The sequence below is a fragment of the Mycobacterium sp. NPDC003449 genome, from assembly GCF_053588415.1.
In genome coordinates this window covers 1-16135 of sequence record NZ_JBSFPX010000174.1, presented here as the reverse complement: position 1 = coordinate 16135, position 16135 = coordinate 1, and the positions used below count along the sequence as shown (strand labels likewise).

16 protein-coding genes and 1 pseudogene are annotated in these 16135 nt (G+C 68.5%); 3 read left to right on the top strand and 14 right to left on the bottom strand.

From position 1 onward, the window contains the following. The 6 genes from ACWDTP_RS30735 to ACWDTP_RS30710 form a co-directional block, all read right to left on the bottom strand. Positions 1-226 (bottom strand): catalase (locus tag ACWDTP_RS30735; RefSeq protein WP_450026928.1); only part of this gene is annotated, 226 nt, incomplete at its 3' end. 240 nt (positions 227-466) lie between these two features. Continuing rightward, positions 467-766 (bottom strand): MGMT family protein, encoded by a 300-nt coding sequence (locus ACWDTP_RS30730; RefSeq protein ID WP_064865230.1) that lies wholly within the window; start codon positions 764-766, stop codon positions 467-469. Continuing rightward, positions 763-1305, bottom strand: coding sequence for a DUF488 domain-containing protein (locus ACWDTP_RS30725; protein WP_450026926.1), 543 nt, complete (start codon positions 1303-1305; stop codon positions 763-765). Before ACWDTP_RS30725 ends, ACWDTP_RS30730 begins: the two co-directional genes overlap by 4 nt. After that, positions 1298-1513, bottom strand: coding sequence for a hypervirulence associated TUDOR domain-containing protein (locus ACWDTP_RS30720; protein ID WP_065021055.1), 216 nt, complete (start codon positions 1511-1513; stop codon positions 1298-1300). Before ACWDTP_RS30720 ends, ACWDTP_RS30725 begins: the two co-directional genes overlap by 8 nt. A 65-nt stretch (positions 1514-1578) precedes the next feature. Continuing rightward, positions 1579-2886: a D-arabinono-1,4-lactone oxidase gene (locus tag ACWDTP_RS30715; RefSeq protein ID WP_450026924.1), complete on the bottom strand. Its 1308-nt coding sequence runs from the start codon at positions 2884-2886 to the stop codon at positions 1579-1581. Beyond that, a complete protein-coding gene (locus ACWDTP_RS30710; RefSeq protein WP_450026929.1) occupies positions 2883-4010 on the bottom strand; it encodes an amino acid deaminase/aldolase in 1128 nt (375 codons plus the stop codon). Before ACWDTP_RS30710 ends, ACWDTP_RS30715 begins: the two co-directional genes overlap by 4 nt. Positions 4011-4579: 569 nt before the next feature. Between ACWDTP_RS30710 and ACWDTP_RS30705 the strand changes: the two genes are divergently transcribed. Next, positions 4580-5986 carry a hypothetical protein gene (locus ACWDTP_RS30705; protein WP_450026922.1) on the top strand — a complete coding sequence of 469 codons (1407 nt, stop codon included), beginning with the start codon at positions 4580-4582 and terminating at the stop codon, positions 5984-5986. Here ACWDTP_RS30705 and ACWDTP_RS30700 read toward each other — a convergent pair. The 3 genes from ACWDTP_RS30700 to ACWDTP_RS30690 are packed head-to-tail and all read right to left on the bottom strand — an operon-like array spanning position 5892 to position 8893. Beyond that, positions 5892-6956, bottom strand: a complete 1065-nt coding sequence (locus tag ACWDTP_RS30700; protein WP_450026920.1) for a serine hydrolase domain-containing protein — start codon at positions 6954-6956, stop codon at positions 5892-5894. The genes ACWDTP_RS30705 and ACWDTP_RS30700 overlap by 95 nt on opposite strands. Continuing rightward, positions 6953-8080 carry a mandelate racemase/muconate lactonizing enzyme family protein gene (locus tag ACWDTP_RS30695; RefSeq protein WP_450026918.1) on the bottom strand — a complete coding sequence of 376 codons (1128 nt, stop codon included), beginning with the start codon at positions 8078-8080 and terminating at the stop codon, positions 6953-6955. Before ACWDTP_RS30695 ends, ACWDTP_RS30700 begins: the two co-directional genes overlap by 4 nt. A 39-nt stretch (positions 8081-8119) precedes the next feature. Further along, positions 8120-8893 carry a creatininase family protein gene (locus tag ACWDTP_RS30690; RefSeq protein WP_450026916.1) on the bottom strand — a complete coding sequence of 258 codons (774 nt, stop codon included), beginning with the start codon at positions 8891-8893 and terminating at the stop codon, positions 8120-8122. Positions 8894-8925: 32 nt separating this feature from the next. On the opposite strand from ACWDTP_RS30690, the gene ACWDTP_RS30685 reads away from it, so the two are divergent. Continuing rightward, a complete protein-coding gene (locus ACWDTP_RS30685) occupies positions 8926-9879 on the top strand; it encodes an ROK family protein (RefSeq protein WP_450026915.1) in 954 nt (317 codons plus the stop codon). A gap of 8 nt (positions 9880-9887) precedes the next feature. Here the strand turns inward: ACWDTP_RS30685 and ACWDTP_RS30680 are convergent. From ACWDTP_RS30680 to ACWDTP_RS30665, 4 genes and pseudogenes are all read right to left on the bottom strand, one after another. After that, positions 9888-11524: pseudogene (locus tag ACWDTP_RS30680) on the bottom strand (ABC transporter ATP-binding protein). Continuing rightward, a complete protein-coding gene (locus ACWDTP_RS30675) occupies positions 11524-12351 on the bottom strand; it encodes an ABC transporter permease (protein WP_450026913.1) in 828 nt (275 codons plus the stop codon). Before ACWDTP_RS30675 ends, ACWDTP_RS30680 begins: the two are co-directional and overlap by 1 nt. Continuing rightward, on the bottom strand, positions 12348-13346 hold the full coding sequence (locus ACWDTP_RS30670) for an ABC transporter permease (protein ID WP_450026911.1): 999 nt from the start codon (positions 13344-13346) through the stop codon (positions 12348-12350). The genes ACWDTP_RS30675 and ACWDTP_RS30670 overlap by 4 nt, the downstream gene beginning before the upstream one ends. Beyond that, positions 13339-14886 (bottom strand): ABC transporter substrate-binding protein, encoded by a 1548-nt coding sequence (locus ACWDTP_RS30665; RefSeq protein WP_450026910.1) that lies wholly within the window; start codon positions 14884-14886, stop codon positions 13339-13341. Before ACWDTP_RS30665 ends, ACWDTP_RS30670 begins: the two co-directional genes overlap by 8 nt. A gap of 69 nt (positions 14887-14955) precedes the next feature. On the opposite strand from ACWDTP_RS30665, the gene ACWDTP_RS30660 reads away from it, so the two are divergent. Further along, positions 14956-15648: an IclR family transcriptional regulator gene (locus tag ACWDTP_RS30660; RefSeq protein ID WP_450026908.1), complete on the top strand. Its 693-nt coding sequence runs from the start codon at positions 14956-14958 to the stop codon at positions 15646-15648. Between the two features lie 18 nt (positions 15649-15666). Here ACWDTP_RS30660 and ACWDTP_RS30655 read toward each other — a convergent pair. Next, on the bottom strand, positions 15667-16135 hold a 469-nt coding region (locus tag ACWDTP_RS30655), incomplete at its 5' end, for a helix-turn-helix transcriptional regulator (protein WP_450026906.1).

Sequence of the window (16135 nt, the reverse complement as noted above, 5' to 3'; positions counted from 1 at the left end):
CGAAGTGGGTGATCTTCTCACGGAGGTGGAAGTCCTCCATCAGGGTCGGGCCGCGACTACCGGCCTTGAGCGAGTGATCGGTGTCGGGGATGCGCACGCCCTGCGCCGTGGTCAGATAGCGCCCGGTCTGAGCTCGAGAATCCGCCGGTCCGAGAAACCCTTCGGCTACGCCCGCGGGTCCGACGGGGGCGGGGGATTTCTGGTCTCGGTTCCGTGAAGGGGGCATCGGACACTCCAAGCGTTGAGAGTCGGCTGTCAGCGCGCTGCGCAACCCGGCGCGGTAGTGCGCGCCGGGACTTACCTGGTACCCGGCTCCATCACAACGCAAACGCATACCCCGCTCCGCGGGTTGGCAGCAGATGTCCCTGTGCTAAATCGGTTGCCGCTCAACGGCGTGCCAGAGTCCTTGCGCAGCCCGCGATCCGATCCGACGGTTCAAGCAGGTACGGCGGGTGGGCGGCGCGTCTTACGGAGCGTTCCACGGGCACCGGGCCCGGCCCATGTCGACGCGTCCGGCCCTGATCGCCACGCCCTCGGATTCGAGCAGGGCGACAGCGCGGCCACCGCGGCAGGTTGCGGGTGTGCCGTCCGCCTTCACGACGCGCCACCATGGAACATCGTCAGGCACTCTGCTCACTTCGCGTCCGGCTTGTCGTGGCGAGATCCCCAATCGCCTTCCGACATCGCCATAGGTCGCCACGAACCCCGGCTCGATGTCATCCAGCACCGCGCATACGGCTTCATTGAGATCTTCTCGCCCGGTCATACTTCTCCGGTGGCAGGGTAGGTCACGGTGCCGGCAGGTCCGATGACGGCGCCGGCGCTGAGTTGCGCAGTGTCGACATGACCGGGGCCGATGATGTGACGCACGGTCTCACTGTGGGAGATCAGGTGATCGGCGATGATCCGCCGGTGGCACCGCCACCACACCGCCTCCGAGCACATCACGGCGATTCGTGAGGTGCGTCCCAACTCACGCAACTCAGCGAGGGCGCGCCGGAAGCCGTCGGACATCGCATAGTCGGCATAGTTGTGGAAGCTGCGGTTCTTCCACCACCCGTTGACCTCGAAGGGCACTTCTGTGCTCACGGCACGGCGGCCGGTCAACCCTTGCGCGTACCGATATCGGACACCCTCGGCGGCCAGCGACGCCGAGAGCGCGTCCTGGTCGAACTGCGGATATCGGGTGGAGCCGGGCAGTTTACGAACGTCGACGATCAACTGGACGCCGCTATCGCGCAGCAGGTCCACGAACTCGGCAAGGGTTCGCGTGGAGTGTCCGATAGTGAAGATGGGTTCACTCATCGACGAGCCGCAGGGCGCTGCCCTTGTGGGCGGCGATGTGGTCGGTCTTGTCGCTCTTGATCTCGTACTGCGGATCGTCCGCTGAGGCCCGATGGGTGTGGCCCTTGTACTCGAAATCCTGCGTGTGGACCTTCGTCACCGTGCCGGAGACATGCCCGGCCTCCGAGTTCCACATCACGTGGTCACCGACATCGAATTTGTCAGGCATCGCAACTCCCTATGACGCTTGCATCATTCAATCATCGTCGTCGGCTGACGTTCGTCGTCATGGGCCTAGTCTCCGAGAACTGATCGCAGGTAGTCGTTGGCGAACACCCGGTGCGGATCGAGTTGATCTCGGATGGCCAGGAAGTCGTCGAACCTCGGATAGCTGCCGCGAAGGTCGAGCGCGGTGCGGTTGTGCATCTTGCCCCAGTGCGGTCGTCCGTCGTAGCGACGCATGATTTGTTCGACAGCGCAGAAGTATTCGGCGGGATCGTCGCGGACATATCGATGTACGGCGATGTAGGCGGTCGGCCGTCCGTAGGCCATGGACAACCAGTTGTCGTCGGCGGCGGTTGCGCGGACTTCGATCGGAAAGCCGATCCGCCAACCGCGTTCGCAGATGACGCGCCGAACCTCTTCGAACGCATCCACCGCCAGCTCGTAGGGGACCGCGTATTCCATCTCGCGGAACCGCACCCGTCGCGGGGAGGTGAACACGCGATCGGACTGCTGGATGTGTTCGCGTTCGCCGGCACACCTGATGACGGTTCTGTTCAGGACGGGAACCGTTGCGGGAACGGCGCTGCCCAGCGCGCAGACCGCACCCAATACGCCGTTCTCGACCAGTTCTTGCTCGACGCGATGTCGCCACCGTGCCGCGCTCTTACCGCTGGAATGGGCGGGCAGTCTGGTGTTGGTCTTGGTCAGAGCGACGTCGGTGTGCGGGAGCCAGAAGAACTCGAAGTGGTCTGCCTGCGTCATGCGCTGGTCGAATGAGCCGAGAACGTCGCGCAATGGTTCGACATTCTCCACGGCACGGATCGCAAAGCTGGGGACGCATTGCAGGGTCACCTCGACGATGACACCGAGCGCGCCGAGGCCGATGCGGGCCGCCGTCAGCAAGTCGGGGTTGTGGTGTTCATCGACGTGCACCACCTGCCCGTCGCCCGTGACCAGGGTGAGGCCGACGACCTGGGTGGCCAGACCGCCGAATGATGCGCCGGTCCCGTGGGTTCCGGTCGAGATGGCCCCCGAGATGGTCTGCCGATCGATGTCGCCCATGTTCTCCAGTGCCAACCCGTACGACGCCAAGAGTCGGGTGAGTTGCCACAACCGGGTTCCGCCGCCGACCTTCACCTGCCGGCGGTCTGTGTCGACGTGGATGAGTCCGCTGAGCCGGCTGAGATCGATCTGGATCTCCGGTGCCACCGTGATCCCCGAGAAGCTGTGACTGGCTCCGACAGCCTTCAACCGCCGTCCGGTGGCCGCTGCTCCCGTGATGGCCTTTATGACGTCGTCGGTCGATCCGGGCCGAACCACCTGGGCGGGCCGGGCCGACTGGCTTCGGCCCCAGTTGGTCCAGCCGTGCCGACTCACAGGAAAGCCTTTCCCTCGCCGCGATAAGTGGGGATCTCGTCCACCGCCTGCCCGCGGTGCACCACGGTGAACTCGTCGACGTGCTCGCTGAGCTCGCCGGCCTTGCTGTGGCGGAACCACACCCGATCTCCCACCCGCAATGTCGCCGCTGCCGTGCCGGCCACCGGAGTCTGTACCTCACCGGCCATCTCCGCGGGCAGAAGACGCAGGCCTTGAGGCCAAACTGGCAGGGGGACACGGTCCTTGCCCGGCGGACCCGAGGCGATCCAACCGCCACCGAGCAGCGTCGCAATATGCGGTGCCGCCTTGCGGACCACGGGCAGTGCGAACGACGCCGCAGGTGCTGGGCTGAACGCTCGGTAGCAGTCGAAAAGGTGCGATCCGAAAAGTCCACTGCCCGCCGCCACTTCGGTCACGGACGGGTCCGAGGCGGTGAATTCGAGCGAACCGGTTCCGCCACCGTTGACGAACTCCAGGTCCGAGATACTGCGCACCGCGGCCACCGCGCTGCGGCGACGGTCCAGTAACTCCTGTTTGGATCGTCGCTGGACCCAACGGACCGCCCCGGATCGCAGCCTGCTCCCGGGTACCGCATCACCGACACCGGCGATCTGGGCCTCATAGCTCATGAGGCCGACGAGCGTGAACCCTTGCCGCGCGGTGATCGCCTCGGCGAGCACCCGAGCCTGCTCAGCAGTATGGATCGGCGAGCGCCGCACCCCGAGGTGACCGAGCCCGGGCGGTCGCCACGACGCATCGAGGTCGAGACAGACCCGCAAGACCTCCCGGGACCGCGCGGGCGCCACCCGGTCCACAAGATCGAGTTGCTCGACCGAATCCACCATGAGGGTGACGCGGGCGGCCAGCTCGGGAGACCGTGCCAGACGTGCAATGGCGGCCCGGTCGACAGCCGGATAGGCCACGACGACATCGCCGACCGGCGGATACAGGTCGTCGCCTTCGGCGAGCCACAATGCCTCGGCCAGGGTGTAGGCCAGCACCCCGGCGTAACCGTCCAACGCGAGAACAGCGTCGAGGACCGCGCGTGACCGCACCGATTTCGATGCCACTCGGACCGGCGTCGTGCCGGCACGCCGCCGCAGGTCATGCGCGTTGTGTGCCAGCGCATCGAGGACACCCGCGCCGTCATCGCATCAGTGCTTGTCAAACGCGACGACACTCGTCGGCGGACGCCGCCTCGCTACCTGACGATCAGTGCGAGATATCAGCGACAGGGGTGACTGCACGGGCGCGCCGGATTCACGTATCACGGCCGTACGCTTGCAGACCGTCAGCGCGAAAGCCTTACGTGTTTGATGGGAGGGCGGTGCTTTGTCTGCGTAACCACGTCTTCCGTCGTTCACGAAGTGGCAACAACCGTCAGCAGAAACTCGATTTTGCGGCATGGCTTGCCTGGGACGCCCGCAGAGCCGATCGCCACCCCCCGGGATCCTCGGGCAAAGGCACCGTCTGCGTCTACGCGTTGATCATTCCATAGTATTTGCAACTATCAATATGCGTGACGTAGATTACTGTTCATTGCGCATGTGGCGATCTGCACTGGGCAGGGACTTGCGCGCGCGTGCAGGAGGAAAAGAGTGAATCCGACGCCACCCCTTGACATGCAATCGCCTGAGTTGGCTTACCAAGTCTTCTACGTGATCTTCGCGGTCCAACTGGTTGCGGCCCTTGGATGGCTGGTTTGGCATTCGACGCGGAACCGCACCCGCCTACCGCTTATCGCTTTCGCGGGTTCGCTCGTGGTCGGATACTTCGTCTTGCCGCTGTTCAATTACTCTCTGCTGACGTGGTTTCCGTCGAACATCCCCGGAAGTTACATCACGGCCTTCGGCATGCGCGATCCGCTCTTCGACTTCGTGGGGTACACGCTGTACTTCGGGCTCGGGGGCTACATAGTGATGCGCTCGCTGCAGCAGACCCGTTCTTCGTCAGCCTGCCGACTCTTGTCGGGCATTACCGTGTCTTCACAGCAATAGGGCTTCCAGCGCGGATATTCGACACGACGCCACAATTGGTGCACGACAGAGTCGACGACCTGTACCCGGTGACGCGTTCACTAGTCCATGGTCTCGTCGAGGAGATTCTCAAACAGTGCACCCGCACCCTGTACCTGCCAGATCCCGCCGGCCTCGGCGTTACTACAGCAGACGTCACAAAGTCCGCTGGGAGAGCCTTCACGCAGTCTGCAGTGTCCTTGACCGGCGCGATCACCGGCGGCCAGCTGTTCGACGCACTCAATCGCTTAGCTACAACACCGTACGAACGGCGAGTGGGAGTGGGTTCGCTCCTGCTCGCCAAGGAGGAGTGCGAGCACATCGTCTGTACGCTCGGTCTGCAGCGGTCCGTGCATGTCGGCGATACCCGTGCGCTTCGAAAGCTCCTCGAAACAAGCAGTCTCAGCGGCGATTCCCTGCTGACGGACGGCGAACGCGCCTACGGCCTGGGACATCTGAAACAGGACTATCCCGAACCGTCCGAATCGGTGTTCCAGATAATCGTCACAGGAAACGGCGTCTGGGAGCTCATCCACGGTGAAACGCGTCTTGCCCTCGTGGAGTTCGGCGAACCGCGGCTGCCGCAACAACAGCTGAAGCCCGAGCGTCTCGACGACGTCTGCAAGCGTCTCTTCGGCGCGTGCGACAGTGCGGCGCTATGGGAACTGGCTCAGACCGCCAGCGAAGCCGAACACGGAACGATGCTAGTGATCTCCGATCACGCCGAGGGCGAAGCGGTACGTCTCGGCAGCCAGGCGTTTCGAGGACGGCTCGCTCGCCATCGACAGTGCCGCGCGCGACGTGGCCCAGGTCCTCTACGACCAGGCTGTGCGCGGCGGCACGCTGGACATATAGCAATCATTGGCCAAGCAGCGCAGTGTTTTTCGATCCCGCACCGTCATCCACGGGGCAAGTCCGTGCTGCGGAGCGACGACGTGTTCGGCCGTAACGTCGCGATGGCCGCCCGGGCCGAGGGCGGTCAGATGCTCGTCAGCGGCTCGCCAGCGCGAATCCGGCGTTGTTCACCGCCCGCCGGACCCGGCCGATCACCGCGCTCTGCCGACTGGGGTGGACGCGGTTGGTGAGCAGCACGACGTAGCTGCCGCGGTCAGGGTCGACCCACAGCGACGTCCCGGTGAACCCGGTGTGGCCGTAGCCGCGCGGACCGATCAGGCCACCGGCTATCGCGTCGCCGACATCGACACCCTGCCAGCCCAGCGTCCGCCGCAGCGGTAGGTGGTCGGTGCGCGGCTCGATCATCGCGGCGTACCCGGCCGGCGTCAGCACCCGGCCGTTGGCGCCGCGTCCCTGCGCGCACAGCGTCCGCCCGAGTGCCTCCATGTCCGCCAACGTCGCGAACATGCCGGCGTGCCCGGCCGGCGCACCGAGTACCACCGCGTTCTCGTCGTGCACCTCGCCGCGGACCAGGTGGCCCCGCCACGGATCGTCTTCGGTCGCGACGGCGAGTTCGGTTGGTGGCGCGGCGAACCCGGCGTCTGCCATTCCCGCCGGCCGGGTGACCCGCTCGGTCACCAGCCGGTCGAGCGGCGTCCGGGCGGCGGACTCGGCGATCAATCCGAGCAGGATGAAACCCGGTGAGCTGTAGGCGACCTGCGCACCCGGCGGGCCCAGCAGCGGTAGCCCGCGGATCGCGGCGAGCAGCTCGTCGCGGGTCCTATTCCACCGGTAGAGCGGCTGCTGGCCGGGGATGCCGGAGGTGTGGGCGAGCAGGTCCCCGACCCGGATGCGGGCCTTGTCGGTGTCCGCGTAGTCCGGCAGGTGCTCGGCGACGGTGTCGTCGAGCGTCAGCACGCCGCCCTCGACCAGCGACATCACCGCGATCGCGACGATCGGCTTGGTCACCGAGGCGAGGTCCCACCGGCTATCCTCGGTCACGTCGGTGGCCGGCGGATCCCAGGCCGGCGAATCCCACGATGTCGTGCCGAGCAGGCCACGGCTCAGGGTCGTCGCGGCAGTGCCGACCGACCAGCCTGCGGCCGAAAAGATGCGGCGTCGACGGGCTGCGGTGAGCAGCTCCTCGATCGCCGACGTCACTTGACCAGGTCGCCTTCCCGGGCGTTCAGCGCGGCGTAGTGGGCCAGCTTGTCCTCGTCCACGGTTACGCCGAGCCCGGGGCCGTCGGGCACCGAGAGTCGCCCGTCGTGCAGTGGAATCGGATCGATGATGTCGTCGTCGTGCAGGTAGTACATGCTGTCGATGGCCCGGTTCAGCACCGGTGTTGAGGCGACCACGGCCAGGTGCGCGGCGGTCGCGATGCCGAGCTCGCCGCCGCTGTGCAGGTTCATGCCCAGCCCGAACGTCGAGCAGTGCGCGGCCAGGTCCTTGGTGGCCTTGATGCCGCCCCACTTGTAGACGTCGCCGTGGATGACGTCGACCGCACCGAGCCGCATCGCCGGCGCGAAGTCCTCGAACGCGACCACACACATGTTGGTGCACAACGGAATCCGGACCTTCTCCCGGACCCGGGCCATCCCGTCGATCCCCCAGCACGGATCTTCGAGGTACTCCAGGTCGAGCTCCTCCATGCGCATCCCGGCCCGGATCGACTCGGGCACGCTCCACGCGGCGTTGGGGTCGACCCGCAGCTCCACGCCCGGCAGCGCCGCCCGCAGTGCCCGCATGATCTCCACGTCGCCGTCAACGTCCTTGGTGCCCTTGAGCTTTACCGCGGTGAAGCCGCCGACGGCGACCACCTTCGCGGCGTGCTCGGCCAGCGCGGCAGGCAGGTCGGCGGCCGCGGCGTCCGGTGCGTCGGCGCGGGTGATCAGCGCGGTGATCGGCACGGTGTCGCGGACGCGGCCACCGATCAAGTCGGTCAGCGGACGGCCGGTGATCTTGCCCATCAGGTCCCAGCAGGCGACGTCGAGACCGGCGAGCGCGGCGTATCCGATGTACCCGTAGAAGAATGGCACCATCCTGTGGGTGGCGTGGAACTCCTCGAGCGCGAACGGGCTCTTGCCGATCAGGGAGGTGGACAGCTGCTCGGTGAGCCGGGCCACCGGGGCGCCCCACATGGTCTCGCCCCAGCCGACGTGACCGTCGTCGGTGGTGACCCGGACGACGGTGCGGGTCTCGCCGGTCTTGGTTTCGAAGGAGCTGCGGAACGGGCTGGTCAGCGGCAGGTTGACGACGTGGACGTCGATGCCGGTGATGATCATGGCTGGGGACCTCTTTCGCGGTCGGTGGACGGGACGGAATCAGCAGTGGGTGGCCCGGTCGAGACTCCGCAGTGCGGCGACGAGGCCGGCGACGCGGCGGCCGAGCAGCAGCCGGCCGGTCTCCGCGCTCGCCTCGCGCGCGTCGTCGGTGGTGCCGCCGACGCGCGGCCATTCGCCGTGCCGCTCGACGGTGAGGCCGGGGGCCGGGCTGCGATTGAACAGCGGCGGCGGGTCGGACGGGGTGAACGGCCGGTCGTCGGCGACGAGTTCGGGGTGCACGGCCAGCATCAGCGAGGTCTCGAACCAGCCCGCGTGCCCGGGGGTGCGGTCGGGCCGCTCGGCGGCGGCCGCCTCGGCGGTGGTCTCGGCGGCCAGCGTCCAGTAGGAGCATGCGGCGGCGGTGCCCTCGGCGCGCAGGGAGTGCGCCTTCACCGCCAGCCGGACCAACTCGTCGTTGCCACCGTGCCCGTTGACGATGACGATCCGCCGGAACCCGGTCTGGGCCAGCGAGTCGAGCACGTCGGCCAGCAGATCGGACAGGGTGGCCGGCCGCAGGCTCACCGCCGCGGCGAACAGGTGGTGCGGGCTGTGCCCGAACGTCATCGTGGGCAGCCGCACCCAGGTCGTGGCGTCCTGCTCCAGGTGCCGCAGCGCGCGGTCGCAGACCGCCTCCACCAACAGGAAGTCGGTGCCCAGCGGCAGGTGGTCGCCGTGCTGTTCCACCGCGCCGATCGGCAGCACGGCCACGGCGCCGTCGCCGGCCAGCGCGCGGACGGTTCCGCGGGTCAGGGTGGCGAGATACCGCACGGTCATCGAGCTGGCCTCCGATCAGGCAGGATGGGACGATGGCCGACATCCCGGGCGCACGGCACCTGCAGGCGGTCGGTCCCGAGGCACTGATCGGTGGTGTCGAACTGCTCGCCGGGTCGGTGCGGGTGGCGCTGGTGAGCCCCGCCGGCCAGATCGTGCGGCGCGCCGAGGAGGACTTCCCGGCCACCGGCGATGCGGCGGTGCTGCAGCAGACCGTGCAGGACACCGTGACCGGTTGTCTGCAGGGCAGCCCGCTGTGCGGGGTCGGCGTCGCCAGCGCCGGGCTGGTCGACCACACCACCGGGGTGCTGCGCCGCATCGACGACCAGCCCGGGTTCAGCGGCTACCCGATCGCGGCGTCGTTGACCCGGGTGCTGGGCTGCCCGGTGTTCGTCGACCACCGGGCCCGGCTTCAGGTGTTGGGCGACCGCTGGTTCGGGCACGGCGCAGGGCGGGCGTCGTTCGCCTCGGTCGCCACCGGAGACACGCTCGGCCTGGGTCTGCTGTACGAGGGCAAGGTGATCGCGCCGCTCGGCGGGCGCAGCGGTGCGCACATCACCGTCGCGGTCGGTGGCCGCCGCTGTTCGTGCGGCAACCTCGGCTGCTGGAAGACGATCGCGACGTCGGCGTGGCTGCGGCAGCAGGCCACCGCGCGCGGCCTGGGCCCGATCGACGGGGTCGGCGACCTGATCGCCGCGGCCCGCGGGGACACCGGCGCCCGACGGCTGATGGCCGACTACGCCGACAACCTCGCGGTCGGTCTGTCGTCGGTGCAGCACCTGCTCGCGCCGGGGCTCTACATCGTGCACGGTGACGCTGCCGTCGGCGGCGGCGCGTTCCTGGGCCGCATCGAGGAACGGCTGCGGGCGGTCAGCGAGTGGGCCGACTTCGCCGAACGACCCCGCGTGGTGGCCGCCGACACCGCGGCCGACGACGTCGCGCTGCTGGGCGGCGCAGGCCTGGTGCTGTCCCGGTTGTCCGGCCAGTAGGGCGGCCGTCACGCCACCTCCACGGTTCGGCGGCGCGTGCGGCGCGGATCGGGTTCCAGTACGGCGTCCAGCAGCGCCCGCGTGTACGGATCGGACGGATGGTCGAAAACCGTTGCGACCGGGCCGGACTCGACCACCTTGCCGTACCGCATCACCGCCACCCGGTCGGCGAGCTTGCGCACCACGGCCAGGTTGTGCGAGACGAACACATAGCTGAGGTGGAACTCGGCCTGCAGCGCCGACAGCAGGTCGAGCACCTGCGCCTGCACGGAGACGTCCAGCGCGCTGGTCGGCTCGTCGAGCACGATCACCTCCGGCCGCAGCGCCAGCGCCCGCGCGATCGAGATGCGTTGGCGCTGACCGCCGGAGAATTCGTGCGGGTAGCGGGAGGCGACGTCGGCGTCCAGCCCGACGGCGGTGAGCAGCTCGGCGACCCGCTGCTCGCGATCGGCCCGTCCGCGTCGTCCCCGCAGCCGTGGCTCGTGGGTGACCAGCGGCTCGGCGACGATGTCGACCACGCGCATCCGGGGATTCATGCTCGAGAACGGGTCCTGTAGCACCACCTGCAGGTCGCGGCGCAGGGCCCGCAGCTCGGCGGCGGGCAGCGTGGTCAGGTCGCGGCCGTTCACCTCGACCCGTCCGGACGTCGGCTCCAGCAACCCGAGCATCATCCGGGCCAAAGTGGTCTTGCCGGAGCCCGATTCGCCGACCACCGCCAGCGTCTCACCGGCCCGCAGCTGCAGCGAGACGTCGTCGACGGCGACCATCGGCGCGCGGCCGCGGATCGGGAACTCCTTGCGCAGTGCGACGGTGCGCAGCAGCACGTGTGGCTCACTCATGCCGGGCTCTCCTCACGCAGTCGGGGGGTGGCGGCCAGCAGCTGCCGGGTGTAGGGGTGCTTGGGGTCGGTCAGGATCGACAGCACGTCGCCGTGCTCAACCACCTCGCCGGCCCGCATCACCAGGACGTCGTCGGCCATGTTGGCGACCACGCCGAGGTCGTGGGTGATCAGCAGCAGCGCCATCTGCCGCTCCTGCTGCAGGCCGGCCAGCACGTCGAGGATCTGGGCCTGCACGGTGACGTCCAGTGCCGTCGTGGGCTCGTCGGCGATCAGCAGCCGCGGACCGGCGACCAGGGCCGTCGCGATCATGGCCCGCTGCCGCAGCCCCCCGGAGAGTTCGTGCGGGTACTGCGCCGCGCGGCGCTGCGGGTCGTCGATCCCGGCCGCCGCCAGCGCGGCCAGCACATCGTCGCGGTAGCGGGCCGCGCGGCCGCCGCGGTGCCGACACAGCACCTCCGCGATCTGGGCGCCGATCCGGCGCACCGGGTTCAGGCTGGACATCGGGTCCTGGAAGACCATCGCGATCTCGTCACCGCGGATGCCGCGCAGCTCCTTTTCGGACAGCCGCAGCACGTCGCGGCCGTCATAGGTGATCACACCGGAGGGATAGCGGGCGGGCGGTTCGGGGTTCAATCGCAGCACGCTGCTCGCGGTGGCGGACTTGCCGCTGCCGGATTCGCCGACGATCGCCAGCGTGCGGCCGGCCCGCACCTCGAACGACACGCCGCGGACGGCGTGCACGGTCCGGCCGGGTAACTCGAAGTCGACGCGCAGGTCGTCCACGGTCAGGATCGGTGCGCCCATCAGCGGTACGTCCTCGGGTCGACGGCATCGCGGATCGCGTCGCCGGTGATGTTGATGGACAGCGCGGTCAGCATCAGCGCGAACCCGGGGAACACCGCGATCCACCACGACGTCCCGAGGTAGAGCTGCCCGTCGGCCAACATCGAGCCCCAGGTCGGGATGTCGGCCGGGACGCCGAGTCCGAGGAAGCTGAGCGCGGACTCGACGACGATCGCCGAGGCCACGTTCAGCGCGGCGATGGTGATCAGCGACGCCAGCACGTTGGGCAGCAGGTGCCTGCGCATGATCGTGGCCGAGCCGACCCCGATCGCGCGGGCCTCCAGTACATAGTCACGCTCGCGCAGCGACAGCACGCTGGAGCGCGCCACCCGGGCGTAGGACACCCAGTTGGTGACCCCGAGCACGACGATCACCACCCACAGGCCGTTGCCGAGGAACGCGACCACCGCCAGCGCCAGCAGGATCGCCGGGAACGCGAGTTGCACATCGGCCAACCGCATCAGCACCCGGTCGGCCCAGCCGCCGCGGTATCCGGCGACGATGCCGATCAGGGCACCGATGGTGCCCGAGATCAGCGCGACCGCCAGTCCGACGAACAGCGAGATCCGCGCCCCGTAGATCAGCCGGCTGAGCACGTCGCGGCCGAGATTGTCGGTGCCGAGCAGGTGACCGCCGGTCCACTGCGGCGGACTGAGCCGGGTCAGCAGATCCTGCGCGTTGGGGTCGAACGGTGACAGCACCGGTGCGAGCACCGCGCACAGCACCACCAGGGCGAGCACGATCAGCGCGGGCAGCGCCAGCCGCGCCCTCAGGACGCGATGCGTCATCGGCCGAGCCTCACTCTCGGGTCGAGCAGCGTGTAGGACAGGTCGACCAGCAGGTTGACCACGACGAACACCAACGCGAAGAACAGCACCGCGCCCTGGACCAGCGCGAAGTCGCGGTTGGAGATCGCCTCGACGGTGAGCCGGCCGATCCCCGGCCAGGAGAACACCTGCTCGGTCAGGATCGCGCCGCCGAGCAGCGAGCCGAGCTCCAGGCCGGCAACGGTGACCACGGGCAGCGACGCGTTGCGCAGCCCGTGGCCGAGGACGACCTGGCTGCGGCTGAGCCCCTTGGCCGTCGCGGTGCGGATGTAGTCGGCCGAGAGCTCCTCGGCCAGCGAGGTGCGCAGCACCCGGGCCACCACGGCGATCGAGTAGATGGCCAGCGTGACGGCGGGCAGCACCAGATGCGCGGCCCCGCCGTAGCCTGCCGCGGGCAGCACGTGCAGCCGGACGGCGAACAGCAGGATGAATACGATGCCGATCCAGAACGCCGGCGTGGACTGGCCGATCAGCACGATGCCGCTGATCACCGTGTCGGTAACTCGACCCCGGTGGACGCTGGCCAGGATGCCGGCGGGCAGCGAGATCACCAGCGACAGCACGAGCGCCGCGACGGCGAGCAGCGCGGTGGCCGGCAGCCGTTCACCGATCAGCGACACGACGGGCTGGTCGAAGAAGATCGACCGGCCGAGGTCGCCGTGCAGCAGGCCACCGAGGTAATCGAGGTACTGGATGAGCAGCGGCTGGTTCAGGCCCAGTTCGGCGGCCAGCTGAGCGGCCTGTTCCCGGGTCGCGTCCGGGGGCAGCAGCAGCGCCAGCGGATCACCGGAGATCCGGACCAGCAGGAACGCGACGGTCGCGACGACGAACAGCACGATCACGGCGGAGGCGATCTTGCCGAGGACGGCGCGGCCGATATTCAGGGCGCGGATGCCGCCGGACTGTCGTTGCGCGGCGGCGCGGACCGGAGCCGGGCCGGCCATCAGGTCAGTCATCGCGCGATGCGTTCTGCAGATCCAGGTCGCCGATCACATTGGGCGTCCAGCGGACCTTGTCGTTGGAGATCACGATGGTGTCGGCTTGATAGAGGAACACGAAGGGGGCCTCCTTGTTGAACAGGTGCTGGAGGGCGCTGAACGCCTGCTGCCGGTCGGCCGGGAGGATCGAGTTCTCCTCCGCGTCGATCAGCTGATCGGCCTGGGGGTTCGACCAACGGCTCTGCCGGCGGCCGGTGCGCACGTTGGACTGGATCGGGCTGGAGCCGTCGAGCGTCCAGCCGGTGCTGGCGGCCAGGTACATCGGGCCGAGCGCCTTGCGGTTGTCGCTGGTCAGCCGCTGTGAGTAGGTCGACGCGTCGAGCAGCGACACCTTGGTGTCGACGCCGGCCTTGGTCAGCAGGCCGGCGATGGCCTGCGCGGTCATCGCATCGGCGCTGGACGCGGTGAGCGTGGTGGACAGCCCCCGCGGATGCCCGGCTTCGGCGAGGAGCCGACGGGCCAGGTCGCGGTCCCGCCGGTACGGCGCGATCGCGGGATCGAACCCGAAGGATTCCCGCGGGATCATCGTCGGCACCTCGCGGCCATGCCCGTTGAGCGTGGCCTTGACCAGCAGCGGCACGTCCATCGCGTGGTTGAGGGCCCGACGCACCCGGACGTCGGCGAAGACCGGGTCGGTGGTGTCCAGCGACAGGTAGCTCATCCGCAGGCCGGGGTAGGCACTGACCTGCACGCCCTTGTAGCCCTCGAGTTGCAGCGCGGCGTCCGGCACCAGGCCGGTGACCAGGTCCACCTCGTCGCTCTGCAGCGCGGCCAGGGCCGACGCCGGGTTCTGGATGGTCTGGATTTCCAGCTCGTCGTAGCTCGGCCTGCTTGCCCAGTGGTTGTCGTAGGCCCGCATCTTGATGCCGACGCCGCGTTTCCAGCTGTCGAACCGGAACGGGCCGGTGCCGACGGGCGCGGCGGCGAATTTCTCGTCGCCGACGTCGGCCAGGTACTTCGGCGGCACCATCACGCCGCCGAACAGCGAGAGCTTGGCCGGGATCACCGGGTCGGGGCTGCTGAGCTCGAAGTCGACGGTGTAGCGGTCGATCACCCGGACGCCGGTCACGTAGCGCAGCTCCACGATCGGCGACGCGGTCTTCGGGTCGAGCAGCCGTTCGATGCTGTATTTGACCGTCTGGGCGTCGAACCGCTCGCCGTTGTGGAAAGTCACCCCGCGGCGCAGGACGAACCGCCAATGGTGGTCGTCGATCGCGGTCCAGCGGGTGGCCAGCCGGGGCACCAGTTGGTTGTGCTCGTCGCGGGCGGTGAGCGTGTCGAACATGTTGATCAGCACGTTCATCGTCGTCATCGACCCCTGTTTCTGCGGGTCGAGCGTGGTCGGGTCGACGGCCTGCGACACCCGGATCCGGCGCCCCGCGGTGGCCGGGCTGCCGGTGTCGCAGCCGGCGAGCAGCGCGGGCATGCCGAGCAGTGGGACGGCAGCGGCGGCCGCGGTCAGCAGCCGTCGGCGGGTCAGCGGTGCCGGGAGGTTCACTGGCGCAATCTCCTACTTATATGAAACTGCGGTTTCATCTGACGAAACGCTGGTTTACCATAACTGGTGATGATGACGAGCGATAGTGGAGCGGAGAATTCACCGCGGGCGGCGGCGGTGAAGGTGCTGGACGTGCTCGCCGCGCTGTCCGAACGTGGGGGGTGCCACCGCATCGTGGACCTCGCCGCCCGGACCGAACTACCCAAGGCCACTGTGTATCGGCTGCTGCAGCACCTCGTCTCACAGGGGTTCGTGGTGGCCGAACCGGACAGCACCTACCGGATCGGCCCGCGCTTCCTCGGGATCGCGGCCGCGGCGCTCTCCGATGCGCCGTGGCGCAGGACCGTCGCGGCCGCGCTCGAGTCGCTGCGGACGGCGACCGGGCTCAGTGCGCATTTCGCTCAGCAGTACGGCGGCAATCTCGTGATCGTCGACGCGGTCGAGTCGCTGGATCCGTTCGCCATCCCGGTCCGGCCCGGGTTGACGAGTGCGATCGAGCAGACGGCGCTCGGACAGGCCATCTTCTCCGCGTCCTCGGACACCGCGGTGTCCCAGGAACCGGCGACCCATCTGCGCTGGGTGGCCGCCCCGGTGTTCCACCGGCGCGGCGAGGTGCTCGGCGCACTGGGGGTGGTCGGCACCGACTTCACGTTGGCCGATCAGGCGCTGGACCGGGTGCGCGCGGTGGTGCGGTCGGCAGCGGCCGATGCCTCGGCGGTACTCACCGCGCCGTCCTTCGGACACCGGGCGGGCACCGCCTGAGTCACCCCACGGGTGCGGTTAGCCGCGGATTTCGTTGAGGTAGTTGTAGATCGTGTAGCGGGTCACGTCGAGCCGACCCGCGACGTGGTCGACCGAATCCCGGATGAGGAAGAACCCGGCCTCGTCGAGTTCGCGGACCACCGCCGCCTTGTGGTGCTTTTTCATCTCGAGGATCCCGACGCCGACCTTGGCGATGGCACGGTCCACCAGGAACCGCTGCAGACTGTCGACGTCGGGCGGGAAAGTCTCTTCGCGTTGCGGGATCTCGATCGCGTGGGCGACCGGTTCGACACTGTTGACGCACAGACAGCCGATCGCGACACCGTCGGCGTCGCGCAGGAACAGGGTGGACGACCGGATCGGACGACCGTCGGGACTGTTGGTCCGGTAGTTGATGAGGTCTTGGGTGGTCCCCCTCCGGATCAGTCCGAGCAGCAGGTCGGTCATCGGACCACCGACGGTGCGGTGGGTGAGGTCGCCCGCGATG

Excerpts from the sequence above, each read along its gene's own strand:
- ACWDTP_RS30720 (WP_065021055.1), bottom strand. The coding sequence starts at position 1,513 with ATGCCTGACAAATTCGATGTCGGTGACCACGTGATGTGGAACTCGGAG.
- ACWDTP_RS30730 (WP_064865230.1), bottom strand. The coding sequence starts at position 766 with ATGACCGGGCGAGAAGATCTCAATGAAGCCGTATGCGCGGTGCTGGAT.
- ACWDTP_RS30660 (WP_450026908.1), top strand. The coding sequence starts at position 14,956 with ATGATGACGAGCGATAGTGGAGCGGAGAATTCACCGCGGGCGGCGGCG.
- ACWDTP_RS30690 (WP_450026916.1), bottom strand. The coding sequence starts at position 8,893 with ATGACCGTGCGGTATCTCGCCACCCTGACCCGCGGAACCGTCCGCGCG.
- ACWDTP_RS30670 (WP_450026911.1), bottom strand. The coding sequence starts at position 13,346 with ATGACTGACCTGATGGCCGGCCCGGCTCCGGTCCGCGCCGCCGCGCAA.
- ACWDTP_RS30695 (WP_450026918.1), bottom strand. The coding sequence starts at position 8,080 with ATGATCATCACCGGCATCGACGTCCACGTCGTCAACCTGCCGCTGACC.
- ACWDTP_RS30725 (WP_450026926.1), bottom strand. The coding sequence starts at position 1,305 with ATGAGTGAACCCATCTTCACTATCGGACACTCCACGCGAACCCTTGCC.
- ACWDTP_RS30705 (WP_450026922.1), top strand. The coding sequence starts at position 4,580 with ATGGCTGGTTTGGCATTCGACGCGGAACCGCACCCGCCTACCGCTTAT.
- ACWDTP_RS30685 (WP_450026915.1), top strand. The coding sequence starts at position 8,926 with ATGGCCGACATCCCGGGCGCACGGCACCTGCAGGCGGTCGGTCCCGAG.
- ACWDTP_RS30675 (WP_450026913.1), bottom strand. The coding sequence starts at position 12,351 with ATGACGCATCGCGTCCTGAGGGCGCGGCTGGCGCTGCCCGCGCTGATC.